Origin of the sequence: Arthrobacter sp. S2(2024) (genome assembly GCF_036662515.1) — a bacterium.
GTDB lineage: Bacteria > Actinomycetota > Actinomycetes > Actinomycetales > Micrococcaceae > Arthrobacter.
Window position 1 is genome coordinate 431,390 of the sequence record NZ_JAYKZI010000002.1, and the last position, 14,053, is coordinate 445,442.

Consider the following 14,053-nt stretch of genomic DNA (forward strand, 5'->3'; position numbering starts at 1 on the left):
CGTCGCGGCTTGCACAACAGGCTAGTTGCCTTGGTACCGCCCGAGGAAGTCCGCCATGCGTCCAATCGCTTCTTCAATATCCTTGACGTTCGGCAAGGTCACCATGCGGAAGTGGTCAGGCCGCACCCAGTTGAAGGCGCGTCCGTGTGAGACGAGGATTTTTTGTTCCTTGAGCAGGTCGAGGACGAATTTCTCGTCGTCGCGGATGTGATAGACCTCGGGGTCCAACTTCGGGAACAGATAGAGGGCACCCCTGGCCTGTTGTGTGCTGACACCGGGGATGGCGTTGAGCAGATCGTAGGCCTTGTTCCGCTGTTCGAGGAGCCTGCCGCCGGGCAAGATGAGATCGTTGATGCTTTGGTGGCCACCGAGGGCGGTCTGGATGGCATGCTGGGCCGGCACGTTGGCGCAAAGGCGCATGTTGGCCAGCAGGTTGATGCCCTCGAGGTAGTCTGCGGCGTCTTTCTTGGGGCCGGAGATCGCCATCCAGCCGGCGCGGTAGCCACATACCCGGTAGGCCTTGGACAATCCGCTGAACGTCAGGCAGAGGACATCGTCGCCGGTGAGTCCGGCAAGATTCACGTGGACAGCGTCTTCGTAGAGGATCTTCTCGTAGATCTCGTCGGCGAACACAACGAGTCCATGCTTTTCAGCGAGGGCCACGATCTTCTTGAGGGTTTCCTCCGGGTACACGGCACCCGTGGGGTTGTTGGGGTTGATGACCACGATGCCCTTGGTTTGAGGCGTGATCTTCGATTCCATGTCCTCGAGGTCCGGCTGCCAGCCCGATTCCTCGTCGCACAGATAGTGGACCGGACGGCCGCCGGCAAGTGCCACCGAGGCGGTCCAGAGCGGGTAGTCGGGAGTGGGAATGAGGATCTCATCCCCCACCTCCAGCAAGGCCATGAGGGACATGGTGATGAGCTCGCTGACGCCGTTGCCAAGGTAGATGTCGTCAACGTGGATGTTTTGGATGCCGCGGGTCTGGTAGTACTGCGAGACGGCGGTACGGGCCGAGAAAATTCCGCGCGAATCGCTGTATCCCTGGGCATGCGGCAGGTGGCGGATCATGTCCACCAAGATCGCGTCCGGCGCTTCAAATCCGAACGGTGCCGGGTTTCCGATATTCAGTTTGAGGATGCGGTGACCCTCTGCCTCCATCTGCTGGGCGGCCTGAAGAATCGGTCCACGGATGTCGTAAAGGACATTATGAAGCTTGGTGGACTGCTTGAATTCTGCCATTCATCAAATATGCCACACCGGGGATGTACTTCCGTTGAGACATCACTCACATTGGGGACGACGGCGGCGAGGCCCACACCAGGGTTCCTCGCCGCCGTCGTCCTTAGCCGGGGCCTCCGCCGCCGGGCACTGCTTGGGAAAGCTACTTCACGATCCCTTTGTCCTTGAGCCAAGCGGCTGCAGCGTCCTTTGGATTCTGCTTTTGGTTGCCACTGACCGCGCGGTTCAGGTTGATGAGGTCGTCCGTGGTGAGGATCTTCGAAACGTTGTTGAGGGCTGCCTTCGCCTTGTCCGTCATCTTGGCCATGTTGTACAGCGGGAGGACCTGCTGGGCCTTGAAGTTGTTCTTGGGATCATCCAGGACCACCAGGGCGTTGTCCTGGATGGACGGCGTGGTGGTGTAGATGTCGGCAACCTGGACATCATTGGTCAGCAGGGCCTGCAGCGTGAGGTTCCCGCCGCCGTCGCTGAACGGCTTCAGGCCCTTGAGCACGCAGTTGTAGTTGGCTTTGAGGCCAGGGAACCCGTAGGCGCGGGTCTCAAAGGTTGCCGGTGCTGCCATCGTGAGGTCCCCACAGACCTTGGCGAGGTCTTCGATGGACTTGAGCTGGTACTTCTCCGCCGTGGCCTTCGTGACAACCATGGCGTCCTTGTCCTCAGCCTTGGCGGGATCGAGCACTCCCAGGCCCTGCGGAAGCTTCCCGGGCAGCGCCTTGTAGACATCATCGGCCGATACCTGCGTGGCGTTCGTGTCCAGGTAGGACAACAGGTTTCCGGAGTAGTCAGGGGCGAGATCGATCGAACCGTCCTGTACGGCCTTGAAGTAGATCTCGCGGGATCCGATATTGGGCTTCGTCGTAGCGGTAACGCCGGCGGCGTTCAGTGCTCCGGCGTAGATTTCGGCGATGACCTGGCTCTCGGGGAAATCTGCCGAGCCCACCGTGAGCGAGCCGCCGGCCCCGGAGGGGGCGTTGGTGGACGGGCTGGACAGCGGGCTGCCGCCACATGCGCTGAGTGCAAGGGCAATGCCGACTCCGGCCGCCAGGCCGCCGAGCCCGCGGCGGGTCAGGGTGACGGTTTGCTTCATGCGGTACCTCCTTGAACGGCAGCCCCCGCCGGTGCGGCGGCTGCGAGATCTCCGGCGGCCTTGTGGCCGCCGCTGGAATCGATGGAAAGTCCGGGCGGGAGGAGGATCCTCTGCGCCACGGCCAGAACGAGGTCGACGGCGATTGCCAACGCCGCGATGAGCAGTGACCCGCCGAGCATGCGGGGGAAGTCCTGAAGGACCAATCCGTCAAAAAGATAACGCCCCAGGCCGCCCAGCGGAAGGTATGCCACCACGGAAACCGTCGCGATGACCTGAAGGACCGCCGTGCGGATGCCGCCGAACATGACCTGGAGTCCGTTGGGCAGCTCTACCCGGAACAAGATCTGCAGTTCCGTCATGCCCATGGCCCGGGCCCCGTCAACCACCGTTGGATCCACGCTGGAAATCCCGGCGTAGGTCCCGGCCAAGAGCGGTGGCACTGTCAAGATGACGAGGGCCCAAACCGGGGGCATGAGTCCGCTTCCAGCCAACAGGGCAAAGAGGACAAGCAGGCCGAGGGTCGGAAGTGCCCGCAAGGCCCCGGCGAACGCGACGGCGACCACGCGTCCGTGTCCCGTGTGGCCGATGAAGAGGCCCACCGGCACGGCGATCGCCGCGGCAATTACGAGGACCAGCCCGGAGTACTGCAGGTGTTCCAAGAGCCTTGTGGCGATTCCGCCGCTTCCTGACCAGTGGACCGGATCCGTGAGCCAAGCGAGGGTGTCAACGAAGATGTTGCTCATCGGGCGGCCTCCCCGTGGATCTCGGCATCCGCGATGAACTGCGCCGCTTTACTGTCGGCTTTGCCATCCTGTCTGGTGGTTGCGGCGCTCGCCCGCGTCCAGGGGGTCAGCAGTTTCTCGAGCAGGACCAGGAACGTGTCCATGACGAGGGCAAGCAGGAGAATCGCGATGATGCCGATCACCACCTCAGTGACGAACGCCCGCTGCAGCCCGTCGGTGAACAGCATTCCCAGGTTCCCGACGCCTAGAAGCGCGGCGACGCTGACGAGGGAGATATTGCTGACGGACACCACGCGCAGGCCAGCAAAAAGCACAGGCAAGGAAAGCGGAAGGTCGATCTGGAGGAACCGTGCGGTCGGCTTGAATCCCATGGACACTGCCGCCATGCGGAGGTCGTCGTCCACGGAGTCGAAGGCGTCCATGGCAGCCCGCACGAGCAGGGCAACGGCGTACATGGTGAGGGCAACCACCACGTTGAGTGGATCCAGGATCCGGGTTCCGAGGATCGGCGGCAGGATGATGAAAAGCGCCAATGAGGGAATGGTGTACAGCAGGGAACTTGCTGTAGTGACCACGGTCCTGAGGGTACGGTTCCGGCGGGCCAGTTGCCCCAAGGGCACCGCAATGAGCAGACCCAGAACCATGGGAATCAAAGCCAGGACAAGGTGCTCGCCAGCCCGTTCGAAGACCATGCCGCTGTTCGCCAGGAACCATTCCATCAGGGGGCGTCCTCCCGGTTGTGCCGGGTCTGTTCGATGAGCGCCAGCACTTCATCGGCTTTGAGGACGCCCTCGAGCCGCCCGTCGTCGTCCACCACCACGCCAAGGCCGGAAGGCGAGGACAACGCGGCATCCAGCGCCCTGCGGAGCGTGTCTCCGCGCCGGAACAAGGACCCACCGGGAATCAGCCCGGCGCGGTCGCGTGGTGAAGCCCATCCCATAGGCCGGGAGTCGCCGTCGAGCACCAGCGCCCATTCGGTGCTGCCCGCGGCAACGTGCGGGGCTTCCACGGTCTTGACCGGATGCACCGGAACAGCATCGGCGCCGTTGAAGGAAAGGTGCCGGAATCCCCTGTCACGGCCAACGAACGAGGCCACGAAGTCATTGGCGGGTGCCCGGAGGATCTCTTCGGGTGCCGCGTATTGCGCCAGTTTGCCCCCGACGGCGAAAACGGCCACTTTGTCGCCGAGCACGGTGGCCTCATCGATGTCATGGGTGACGAAAACAATCGTCTTGGCCAGTTCGCGCTGGAGCCGGAGGAGTTCCTGCTGAAGTTCGTCGCGGACCACCGGGTCCACCGCGCTGAAGGGCTCGTCCATGAGCAGCACGGGCGGGTCGGCTGCGAGCGCTCGCGCCACGCCGACGCGCTGCTGCTGGCCGCCGGACAATTGGGACGGGTACCGCTTGCCGAGCACGGAAGCCAGCCCGACGACGTCGAGCAGTTCTTCCGCGCGTTTGCGGGCTGCCGCCCTGGAAACGCCGTTGAGCCGCGGAACGGTGGCAATGTTGTCCAGCACCGAGCGGTGCGGCATGAGTCCTGAGGACTGCATGACGTAACCCATGGAGCGGCGCAACTGGGCGGCAGGTTCGTTCGAGACATCCTTGCCGGCCACGGTGATGGTGCCCGAGGTGGGCTCTACCATGCGGTTGATCATCCGCAGGGACGTGGTCTTTCCGCAGCCCGAGGGTCCGACGAACACGGTGATGGCACCCTTGTCGATGGACATGCTCAATCCATCAACAGCGGGTTGTCCGCCCTGATACTGCTTGGTGACGCTCTGGAACTCAATCATGGCTTCAGCCATTCCGGGGCTTACCTAACTTTTTGGGCCGCAAATATCAACGATGGAACTCAATCAACAGCGAACTGATGTTCTACAGCCTAACCAGCACCACCGACGATGTCAGTGCAGGCGCGAAGACCGTAATGAATCGGCAATGCTCAGGGCGTCTGCAGTTTTCCGTTGAGGGGACGCTCACTGAGCAGGCGGAGGCCGATGTCCACCAGTGACACCCGGTTCAGTCCGGGAACCTTGCCCAGTGGCACCCAGGCGGCGTGGGTAGTGCTGCCGTCAATCTCGTGGGTCAATTCGCCGCCCGTGATGCTTGCCTCGTAGACCAGCCGGATTGCCTGGAAATCACGGCCTGATCCGTCCAGCCGCTCCTCACCCGGCCAGTGGCCGACGTCGATGCCGAGCATCGCTCCGATGTCGGCGTCGTATCCGGTTTCCTCCTGGATCTCGCGGCGGCAACCGTCGACTGGATGCTCCCCCAAATCCAGGCCTCCCCCGGGGAGGGTCCAGCCTTCCTTGCCGTCTTGCTTCCAATAGGCGAGAAGGATCGCTCCGTCGCGGATGACCACTCCGTACGCGGCCGGGCGGGTGTCGAACTGCATGCTCATGGAGCCAGCCTAGGCCTAAGCTGGAGGGAACACTGTTCAGCACATGGAGTTGTATTGTGACCAACTTGGAAACGGCCCCGTCCCAGGAAGTCTGCCCGGCCGGACATCCCGGGCAAGGACCTTTTGTACAGCTCTGGCCGGCCCGCGAGGTTCCCCTCGGCGGCGTCCGGGCCATGAACGTCTCGCGCACCCTCCCCCAACGCGGAATGCCGACGGTTGGAGCCTGGTGCTTCCTGGACAGCTTCGGCCCGGACCGCATCGCGATGAGCGTCCTTCCCCACCCGCACATGGGACTTCAGACGGTCACGTGGCCCCTCCAGGGCGAGGTGCGGCACCGCGACAGCGTCGGAAGCGACGTGCTGGTCCGTCCCGGGCAGTTGAACATCATGACGGCCGGTCGCGGCATTTCGCATTCCGAGTTCGGTGTCCTGCCGGCAGGACTCGACCCGGACGCGCCCGACGGCGGCGACCTCCTGCCGCTGTCCCGGGGCCTGCAGTTGTGGGTTGCTTTGCCCGACGCCGTGAGGCACCGTGCGCCGTCGTTCCAGCAGATCGTCGACCTGCCGGTGGTCGTGGCGGACGGTTTCAGGGCCACTGTGCTCGTGGGAGAGTTCGCCGGACAGCGCTCCCCCGCGGTCATGTTCAGCCCGATTGTCGGCGTGGAAGTCTCAGCCTCGGGCGCCGTCGAGTTGCCTCTGAATCCCGATTTCGAGCATGCGGTGCTGGTCCTGGACGGTTCCGCGGTGATCGACGGCCAGGAAGTCGACCCCGGCCCCTTGGCATTCCTCGGCATGGGCCGGGAATCGCTCCGCCTCGACGCAGCCCCGGGAACCCGCTTCATGCTCCTGGGCGGTGAACCCTTCGAAGAGGACATCCTGATGTGGTGGAACTTCGTGGGCCGGACGCACGAGGAAGTGGCGCAGGCCCGCGAAGATTGGGAAGCCCAGGCGCTCCTGAGCGACGAGGACGCCCGTAATGCGCGCTTCGGTTGGATCCATGGCCACGGGCCCGACGCCGGAGCGGAAGCCGGGCGCATCCCCGCACCGCCTATGCCAGGGGTCCAGCTCAAGCCGAGGTCGCGGAACAGGGCTACTGACTAACGGTCCCGGCTAGGGCAGCTCTGCGACAATCCGCAGCACACCGAAAACCGGTTCCTGGTCTAGGACCCGGACATCGGTGATCCCGTGTGCGGCCAGTCCCGCCCGGAAAGCGGACTGTAAAGGCTCCACGTTCATGCCGAGCCCGCCGCCAAGAATCACCGGTCCGGGAAGGCCGAGTTGCCGGACGGCTTGCGCCGCGAGTTCCGCGAGATCCCGTCCTGCCTGGTCCAGGAGTTGGCGGCTGATCTCGAGGCCTTCCCGCGCGGTCTCGACTACGGCGGTTGCGCGCTGGGCCCAGTACCGCCGGTCGGTGTCCTCCGAGTGGAACAGCGCGATGAGTTTGTTGGGATCGTCCACCCCGCAGGATTCCAGGAGGGCCGCTGTGAGGCCATCCGGTTCCAGCCCTTTGTTCATGCGCCGGAGGCTGTGGCGCACCGCCTCCCTACCCAGCCAGTATCCGCTGCCTTCATCGCCCAGGAGAAAGCCCCAGCCCCCGGCACGGGCTTCTTCCCCCTCGGCATTCTTGCCCCAGGCCGCGGATCCGGTTCCGGCAATGACAGCCACTCCCGTGCTGGCCCGGCCTGCCGCCAGTAGCAGCCGGGAATCGTGGACCACCGTGACCTGCGCCCCTGGAACATGGGGTTCGATCAGCTCGGCGAGGGCGCGGGCATCGGCGTCGGTGTCGATTCCGCCTGCCCCGGCAAGGACCCGGTCCACGTCGCCGCCGCCGATCATGGCGAAGAGCTCTGCGAGATTCCTGGCCGCCGTCTCGCGGCTCACGTTCTGGACGTTCGAGCTGCCGGTGCTTTCGTCGCGGACCGGTTTGCCGTCTTCGAACCGGACACCGCGGGTCTTGGTGCCGCCGATGTCGAGCCCGATGACCGTTGCGTCGGGCCGGGGGGTTTTGTTCTCTGCAGTCTCCACGTCCAAAAGCCTAGCGCGGGGGCAACGGGTGGTCCTATTGGGTTCCGGATCGCGCTTTGACGAGGCCTGCGAGCAGCCCAGGCCCTTCGGAAAGCACGAGTTCGCGGAAGAGCCTGACGGGGTCCGGTTCCTTGCGCCGTTCGCGCCAGGCAATGCCTATCTCCCGGTATGCGAGCTCCGAGTCGAGCGATACCTCCACCCACCCCAGGTCCGTGGAATCAAGGACACCTTGTGGTCCAGGCCCGAGTCCTCCCGGCGGCAGGATGCTGTAGCCCAGCCCGGCCGACACGAGTCCTCGGATGGTATGCGAGTCCTGGCTCTCGAAAGCGATCCTCGGGCGGAAGCCCGCGTCCCGGAAGATCGCGTCGGTTAGCGAGCGCAGGCCGAAACCGGGTCCCATGGAAACGAACGGCTCATGCTTGAGCTCGGCGAGCCGCACGCTGGGCCGCCGGGCCAACTGATGGCGGTGATGGACCACTAGCCGCAACGGCTCGCGGTACAGAGAAGCCGAGCCGAGGTTCCTGCCCGGAGCCGCCACGGGTGCCGTCAAGGCGAAGTCGGCGTCACCGGCGATGAGCGATTCAAGGCAGGCGGCACGGGCTCCTTGGCTGAGCTCGAAAGCCGTGAAAGGGTGCCGGCTCCGGAATGCGCTCATGAGCAGCGGCAACGTGGCCTCGCCGAATGTGTGTTGGAAGCTCACCGCGATTCTGCCGCGGACAACATCGGATTCGTGCCGGACCACATCCAGCCCCGCCTGGAATTCCGCGAGCGCCGCTTCGATATAGGGAAGCAGCGTCTTGGCGGCCTGGGTCAGCCGGACTCCGCGGCCTTCACGGACAAGGAGCTCGGTCCCGACGACGGCGCTTGCCCGGGCCAGCGCCCGGCTCACCGTCGATTGGGGTACTCCGAGCAACTCGGCCGTCTCCGTGACATGTTCCGTCCGGCCAAGCTCAGCCAGCAGGGGGAGCAACGGCAGCAGTTGGACCAGTTGCTTGTGTTCGATGTCCATGCTTGTCCACCCTCAGATCGACCTCTTCAAAACCATCCATGTCCGCTATCAATATTAAGCGAATCATGCATTGGAGTCATCACTGATGCTCGCCCTACTGTGGAGGGGTGAGTACAAACGCAGCCGCCAAGAGCCCCGCAGAGACCGATTGGGAAGGCCATCTGAAGGGCTCCACCGCTTACCGGCGTATCCTCGCCGGCCTGGCCCTCGCCGGCGTGGCCACCTTCGCGCAGCTGTACTCCACCCAGGCCGTCTTGCCGCTCATGGCAAATGAGCTGCACATCACGGCGGCCGAGGCTGCGCTCACGATTTCCTTGGCCACGGTGGGCCTAGCGGCAACGGTATTGCCGTGGTCCTTCGTCGCCGACAAGATCGGCCGCGTGCGTGCCATGGCCATCGGAATCGCGGCGGCCACCGTCTTGGGCCTGCTCGTCCCCCTGGCCCCCACCTTTCCGCTTGTCCTCGCTTTGCGGGCGCTGGAGGGCATGGCCCTCGGCGGTATCCCGGCGATCGCCATCGCGTACTTGAATGAAGAAGTCAACAAAGTGCACGCCGCGCTCGCTGCCGGCAGCTACGTCGCCGGAACCACCCTCGGCGGTCTTGCCGGCCGCTTGCTCGCGGGACCCATCGGTGAATTGTGGGGTTGGCGGGCCGCCGCCTTCGCGGTCTCCATCCTGGCGACGGCGTCGGCCGCCCTCTTTCTGCTGCTGGTCCCGAAGCCACGCCGCTTCACCCCACGCTCGGCCGGAGGTTTCCGCGGCGCCATGAAGACGTTGGCGGACCATTCCGCTAATCCGCGGCTGCTGGCCCTATACATTCAAGCGTTCCTCTTGATGGGCGGCTTCGTGGCCGTCTACAACTACCTCGGCTTCCGCCTCCATGCCGCGCCCTTCGGACTGCCCGCCACCGTGGTCAGCCTGATTTTCCTGGCCTACTTGTCCGGAACCGTGAGCTCCCGCTGGGGAGCCGGACTGTCCATGAGATTCGGCCGCCGCACGGTCATGCTCGCCGGGATCGCGACAATGACGGCCGGACTGGGACTCACCCTGTGGGACAACCTCGCCGCGGTTCTGGCTGGCTTGGTGGTCTTTACCGGCGGCTTTTTCGCCGCGCACAGCATCGGAGCAGGCTGGACCGGGACCATCGCGACGAGCGGCCGCGCGCAAGCAGCGTCGTTGTATAACCTCTCCTACTACCTGGGGTCCAGCATTATTGGCTGGGCCGGCGGACTCGCCTTCCAGGCTTTCGGGTGGACCGCACTCGCCTGGACGGTCATCGCCTTGGGATGCACGACGGCGGTGATCACCGCCGTCGTGCACCGATCCCCGGCGCCGCAGCTCGCCGTCGTCGGCTCCTTGAACCCGGCCGGACGGGGAAAGTAGCGGGCCCTACCGGGTGGACTCGAGGGCCTGGACCAGGTCGTCGATGATGTCGGCGGGATCTTCCAAGCCGATGGAAAGCCTGAGCATGCGCGCCTGGGGCTTGGCCTCCGGGGCAACCGGGCGGTGGGTCAATCCGGCGGGGTGTTGGATCAGCGTGTCGATGCCGCCCAGCGATACCGCGTGGGTGATGAGGCGGACAGCGCCCGGAATGCGCTCCGCATGCTCGGCCGACTCGAGATCGAAGGAGATCAACGAGCCCGGACCACTCATCTGCGTGCCGACCAGGTGCAGTGGATCGCACTCGGGAAGCCCCGGGTAGTACACCTTGGCCACGAGTTCGTGACTCGCGAGCGCCGCCGCGATCTTGTGGGCGTGGTCCTGTTGGGCACGCACCCGGATGGGAAGTGTCGCCAGGCCGCGGTGCAACAGGTAGGCGGGCCAAGGAGTCAGGATGCCGCCCGTCACGGCACGGACCCGGCGCAGCCGCGTGGCCCACTCCGCACTGGTTGCCACCACGCCGCCCATGGCATCGCCGTGGCCGCCCAGGAATTTCGTGGCACTGTGGAGCACCATCGCGACGCCGTGCTTGAGCGGTTGCTGGAGGATCGGCGTCGCGAACGTGTTGTCCACGAGCACCGGAACGTCTGCGGCGTCGGCCACCAGGCGGTTCAGGTCCACAAGATCCAGGCTCGGGTTGGCCGGGGTTTCCACCACCACCAGGCCGGTGTCCGGACGAAGGGCATCCCGCACGCCGTCGGCCTTGACGAAGGTGACCTGGTTACCCAGCAGGCCGCTGGCCAGGACGTGGTCCGTGCCGCCATAGAGTGGCCGCACCGCAACCATGTGCGTCTTGCCTTCTGATTGGGCGGCGAGCAGCACGGCGCTGAACGCAGCCATCCCCGAGGCAAAACCGACAGCTTGCGCAGCGCCCTCGAGCGCCGCTACGCCGTCTTCGAACCTGGCTACCGTAGGATTCCAGAGACGCTGGTACACCGTGCTCTGACCGTCGAGGGGCACGCCGCCCGTGGCCATCTGCTCGTAGGCGAGGCCGCCGTCGTGGACAGAAGGCAAAGGCGCAGTGGTTGAAAGGTCGATGGGAACGGCATGCACGCCCTGCTCCGTGAGTCCCGTCCGGCCGGCGTGGACTGCGAGTGTATCGATGGCTGTCACTGCTCTCCTTGAATTATTCACCGTTGAATTCGGTCAGTATCTGGCAATAATTCGGAGATTGACAGTGCAAATGAATGGATTGAGTGGAAACTGGCACCTATGATGAATAGACAGCAATTTCAGGAGGATCCGTGACCATCACCCCGAAGAACGTTCGGCCCGTCGGCACCAGCGAGCCATTGGATGCGATCGATGAGCGCATCCTGGCGGCCTTGGTCGACGATGCCCGGATCTCCAACAAGCAGCTGGCCGAACTCGTCGGAATTGCTCCGTCGACGGCGCTCATGCGTACGAGGTCACTCTCCGAACGCGGCATTATCGAGGGTTTCGAAGCAGTCCTCAGCCTCCCGGCGATCGGCCGATCGGTGCAGGCCTTGATCGCCGTGCGCCTTCGCGCGCATGACCGCGACCAGATCGACCGCTTCACGGCCCGGGTCCCCGCCCTCCCTGCAGTGATCTCCACGTTCCACACCTCCGGCTCCGTGGACTACCTGCTGCATATCGCGGTCGCCAACACCGACGACCTCCGCGACTGGGTCCTGGACAACCTCGCCACCGACCCCGTGGTGGGCCACACCGAGACCACTTTGGTCTTCGCCCACATCCAGGGCAACCACGGGCCGCTGCCGGAATAGCGGCTGACTTGGACGCGGCTTGGATTAGACCCGCTTAGCGGCGTGGCTCGAGTCCCGAGTGGGCCGCCGCGATAGCGTCCTGGCGCAAGTCGCCGAGTTCCTGCCGGCGCCTCAACGCCGCTTGCTGCACCGCCAGCTCGAGCGGAGGAATGTAGCGCCTGCGCTCGGCCCACGAGACAAGCCCGGATCCGATTCCGGCGGCTGCCGATTCCAACATGGAGGGCCGGCGGTAGGTGCCGCATGATGCGGTGGCTGTGCTCATGACTCTTTCCCTTCGGTGCCTGCTGCGTGCGACTTCGCATCGCGGGACTTCTTGTCTCCGGCCCACGCCGGGACTCCCAGGATCGGGAATGCGTTGAAATGGATCTGCACGGGGCGGGCGTCGTCCGCCTCGGGTTCGCTCCGGATTTCCTCCAGGAGATTCCGGGCGAAGGCTTCCATGGAGCGGGCGTAGCGGCCAAGCTGCTCCGCTGACATCCGGGCGTTGGCTGTGTTGACGATGGCCGCGTCGAGCCATTCTTCGTCCAACGAGTCCATGCCGTGTGCCATGAAGTCGGCGAGGACAGCCTGCCTGCTGCGTTCGAACTCGCGGGTTACCAGCCGCGATGCCTCCTGCGTTGCCGGCGAATGTGCCAACTCGGGCGAAGTGAGCTGAATGGCTCCCCTGGGCCGTTCCCACCACCGCTCCCGCGCTGTCCCCTTGCCCTGGACTTCATGGACGAAGTCGAACTTGGCGAGTTGCCGCAAGTGGTAGCTCGTAGCGCCGCTGGATTCATCGAGGAGTTCGGCCAGGCTGCAGGCGGTCTGTGGCCCATACCGGGACAGCATCTCAAGGATCTGAACCCGCAACGGGTGCGCGAGCGCTTTGAGGGATGCCGTATCGACCTTGCGAACGGGGAATTCCGGCTCTTGAACCTTGTCCATGCCGGAAACGCTACTCTTGCAAAGAAACCTTTGCAAGAGTTTCTTTGCAAATCAACCTTTGCGAACTTAGTTCGCAGTCAGAACCGCCGGTCAGCCCCTGCGGAGCACCCTGCGGAGGGATGCAGCAGCGAGCACCGTAGCTGCCAACCCGCACACCACAGTGAAATAGCTGGCGGCCGCGCCTAGCCCGATCACCGAGGCAGCCAAGCCCAAGCCGATGACCGGCACCGCGCTTCCAAGGTAGGTGATGACGTACACCGTGCTGATGATCTGGGCATGCCGGGACGCCTCGACTTTGCTGGCAACGTCGTTGAACACCAAGCGGAAGGCGATCCCCTGCCCCACCCCGGCGGACAGGCTCGCTGCCACCAGCAGAATCGGACTGGACAGCGATGCCGCCGCGCCGACCAGCACAATGGAAATTCCCAGGACCATCAGGCCAGCGGGCACGGCGAACCTGCCGCGGACCGTCAGCAGCTGGCTGAGCGCGGACGCTGCGAGCGTCAAGCCGGCGAGCAGCCCGGTCATGGGGCGGGAATCGGCGTGCACCACGACGGCGAAATAGCCGGGCGCGAGCGAAAGGCAGAATCCGAACACGGCAAAGCTGAGGAATCCCACGCTCGAGGCCAGCCAAAACGCTCCCCTAGCTTCCCGGGAAACCGAGGGCCGTCGCGGGGCGAGCGCCATGTACGGACGCGGGCCCTCCGCAGGCCGAATCGCCGGACGCGCCTTGAGAAGCCACAACGGGACGAGCAAGAGGAGCAGGACGGCCGCGTGAATGAAGAACGGCGTTGAGGTTGCACCCGGGAGAAGCGAAAGCAGTCCGCCGATGGCAGGACCGGCAGCCACGCCTCCCGAGGACGAAAGCAAGGTGAAGCGGGAAGCCCACTCGGGCCGGGACGGAAGCAATTCACGCAAAGCGGCCGAGCTCGCTCCGGTGGCGAGGCCCACGGCAATACCCTGGAGCATGCGGCCCGCTGAGAGCATCAAGAGGTTGTCTGCGTTGGCGAAAACCAAGCCGCCCACCAAGCCCACGAGGACGGCAAGCACCAGCGCTGCACGCCTGCCGATATGGTCGGACCAGTGGCCGGCAAGCATCAGCACAGCCACGAGCGCCAGGACGTAGCTTGCAAAGGCAATCGTCACACCCAGCGACGTGATTCCCAGTTCCGACTGAAGCAGCGGATACAGGGGGCTCGCCAAGTTGGCACCGACCAGCAGTGTGAACATGACGGCGCCGGCCAGGACAAGCCGCGCCGTGGTGGAAGCATCCCAGCCCCAGCGCCCGGCGGTGGCCTGGCGCATGCGCAGTTCGCTAAAGACAGTCATTTCCGTGCCTTCGCCTCAGCGGCCATCGCGGAACCCGGCCTTGTGGGCCTGGACTGGACGGCCCAAAATATTTGATGGCAACAGGATGTCGCAAGCCTGCCAGATAGA

15 protein-coding genes are annotated in these 14,053 nt (G+C 64.8%); 3 read left to right on the top strand and 12 right to left on the bottom strand.

The annotated features are described in order from the left end of the window. Positions 1-21: 21 nt before the first annotated feature. The 6 genes from VLA65_RS05630 to VLA65_RS05655 form a co-directional block, all read right to left on the bottom strand. Positions 22-1,242 carry a pyridoxal phosphate-dependent aminotransferase gene (locus VLA65_RS05630; protein WP_059387460.1) on the bottom strand — a complete coding sequence of 407 codons (1,221 nt, stop codon included), beginning with the start codon at positions 1,240-1,242 and terminating at the stop codon, positions 22-24. A 142-nt stretch (positions 1,243-1,384) separates the two neighbouring features. Beyond that, positions 1,385-2,329 carry an ABC transporter substrate-binding protein gene (locus tag VLA65_RS05635; RefSeq protein WP_332601988.1) on the bottom strand — a complete coding sequence of 315 codons (945 nt, stop codon included), beginning with the start codon at positions 2,327-2,329 and terminating at the stop codon, positions 1,385-1,387. Then, a complete protein-coding gene (locus VLA65_RS05640) occupies positions 2,326-3,072 on the bottom strand; it encodes an ABC transporter permease (RefSeq protein WP_284991390.1) in 747 nt (248 codons plus the stop codon). The genes VLA65_RS05635 and VLA65_RS05640 overlap by 4 nt, the downstream gene beginning before the upstream one ends. Beyond that, complete coding sequence (locus VLA65_RS05645; protein ID WP_284991389.1) at positions 3,069-3,791, bottom strand: ABC transporter permease; 723 nt, start codon at positions 3,789-3,791, stop codon at positions 3,069-3,071. Before VLA65_RS05645 ends, VLA65_RS05640 begins: the two co-directional genes overlap by 4 nt. Then, complete coding sequence (locus VLA65_RS05650) at positions 3,791-4,876, bottom strand: ABC transporter ATP-binding protein (protein WP_332601989.1); 1,086 nt, start codon at positions 4,874-4,876, stop codon at positions 3,791-3,793. The genes VLA65_RS05645 and VLA65_RS05650 overlap by 1 nt, the downstream gene beginning before the upstream one ends. 137 nt (positions 4,877-5,013) lie before the next feature. Continuing rightward, positions 5,014-5,472, bottom strand: a complete 459-nt coding sequence (locus tag VLA65_RS05655) for an NUDIX hydrolase (RefSeq protein WP_059387458.1) — start codon at positions 5,470-5,472, stop codon at positions 5,014-5,016. Positions 5,473-5,528: 56 nt separating this feature from the next. On the opposite strand from VLA65_RS05655, the gene VLA65_RS05660 reads away from it, so the two are divergent. After that, a complete protein-coding gene (locus VLA65_RS05660) occupies positions 5,529-6,572 on the top strand; it encodes a pirin family protein (RefSeq protein WP_332601990.1) in 1,044 nt (347 codons plus the stop codon). Between the two features lie 9 nt (positions 6,573-6,581). On the opposite strand, the gene VLA65_RS05665 is transcribed toward VLA65_RS05660, so the two are convergent. After that, positions 6,582-7,496 (bottom strand): N-acetylglucosamine kinase, encoded by a 915-nt coding sequence (locus VLA65_RS05665; RefSeq protein ID WP_332601991.1) that lies wholly within the window; start codon positions 7,494-7,496, stop codon positions 6,582-6,584. A gap of 34 nt (positions 7,497-7,530) precedes the next feature. Then, positions 7,531-8,505: a LysR substrate-binding domain-containing protein gene (locus tag VLA65_RS05670; protein WP_332601992.1), complete on the bottom strand. Its 975-nt coding sequence runs from the start codon at positions 8,503-8,505 to the stop codon at positions 7,531-7,533. Between the two features lie 107 nt (positions 8,506-8,612). Between VLA65_RS05670 and VLA65_RS05675 the strand changes: the two genes are divergently transcribed. Further along, positions 8,613-9,887, top strand: a complete 1,275-nt coding sequence (locus VLA65_RS05675; RefSeq protein ID WP_284991380.1) for an MFS transporter — start codon at positions 8,613-8,615, stop codon at positions 9,885-9,887. Positions 9,888-9,893: 6 nt separating this feature from the next. Here VLA65_RS05675 and VLA65_RS05680 read toward each other — a convergent pair whose 3' ends face one another. Continuing rightward, a complete protein-coding gene (locus VLA65_RS05680; RefSeq protein ID WP_332601993.1) occupies positions 9,894-11,057 on the bottom strand; it encodes a trans-sulfuration enzyme family protein in 1,164 nt (387 codons plus the stop codon). Between the two features lie 131 nt (positions 11,058-11,188). Here VLA65_RS05680 and VLA65_RS05685 point away from each other — a divergent pair, with 131 nt between their 5' ends. After that, complete coding sequence (locus VLA65_RS05685) at positions 11,189-11,692, top strand: Lrp/AsnC family transcriptional regulator (RefSeq protein WP_059387454.1); 504 nt, start codon at positions 11,189-11,191, stop codon at positions 11,690-11,692. Between the two features lie 34 nt (positions 11,693-11,726). Here VLA65_RS05685 and VLA65_RS05690 read toward each other — a convergent pair whose 3' ends face one another. The 3 genes from VLA65_RS05690 to VLA65_RS05700 form a co-directional block, all read right to left on the bottom strand. Beyond that, complete coding sequence (locus VLA65_RS05690; RefSeq protein ID WP_306958920.1) at positions 11,727-11,954, bottom strand: 2-nitropropane dioxygenase; 228 nt, start codon at positions 11,952-11,954, stop codon at positions 11,727-11,729. Beyond that, complete coding sequence (locus VLA65_RS05695) at positions 11,951-12,616, bottom strand: winged helix-turn-helix domain-containing protein (protein ID WP_332601994.1); 666 nt, start codon at positions 12,614-12,616, stop codon at positions 11,951-11,953. Before VLA65_RS05695 ends, VLA65_RS05690 begins: the two co-directional genes overlap by 4 nt. A gap of 90 nt (positions 12,617-12,706) precedes the next feature. Further along, entirely contained in the window at positions 12,707-13,945 is a 1,239-nt protein-coding gene (locus VLA65_RS05700; protein WP_332601995.1) for an MFS transporter, read from the bottom strand. Positions 13,946-14,053: the final 108 nt, after the last annotated feature.

Excerpts from the sequence above, each read along its gene's own strand:
- VLA65_RS05640 (WP_284991390.1), bottom strand. The coding sequence starts at position 3,072 with ATGAGCAACATCTTCGTTGACACCCTCGCTTGGCTCACGGATCCGGTC.
- VLA65_RS05635 (WP_332601988.1), bottom strand. The coding sequence starts at position 2,329 with ATGAAGCAAACCGTCACCCTGACCCGCCGCGGGCTCGGCGGCCTGGCG.
- VLA65_RS05630 (WP_059387460.1), bottom strand. The coding sequence starts at position 1,242 with ATGGCAGAATTCAAGCAGTCCACCAAGCTTCATAATGTCCTTTACGAC.
- VLA65_RS05650 (WP_332601989.1), bottom strand. The coding sequence starts at position 4,876 with ATGGCTGAAGCCATGATTGAGTTCCAGAGCGTCACCAAGCAGTATCAG.
- VLA65_RS05700 (WP_332601995.1), bottom strand. The coding sequence starts at position 13,945 with ATGACTGTCTTTAGCGAACTGCGCATGCGCCAGGCCACCGCCGGGCGC.
- VLA65_RS05670 (WP_332601992.1), bottom strand. The coding sequence starts at position 8,505 with ATGGACATCGAACACAAGCAACTGGTCCAACTGCTGCCGTTGCTCCCC.
- VLA65_RS05655 (WP_059387458.1), bottom strand. The coding sequence starts at position 5,472 with ATGAGCATGCAGTTCGACACCCGCCCGGCCGCGTACGGAGTGGTCATC.
- VLA65_RS05645 (WP_284991389.1), bottom strand. The coding sequence starts at position 3,791 with ATGGAATGGTTCCTGGCGAACAGCGGCATGGTCTTCGAACGGGCTGGC.
- VLA65_RS05690 (WP_306958920.1), bottom strand. The coding sequence starts at position 11,954 with ATGAGCACAGCCACCGCATCATGCGGCACCTACCGCCGGCCCTCCATG.
- VLA65_RS05695 (WP_332601994.1), bottom strand. The coding sequence starts at position 12,616 with ATGGACAAGGTTCAAGAGCCGGAATTCCCCGTTCGCAAGGTCGATACG.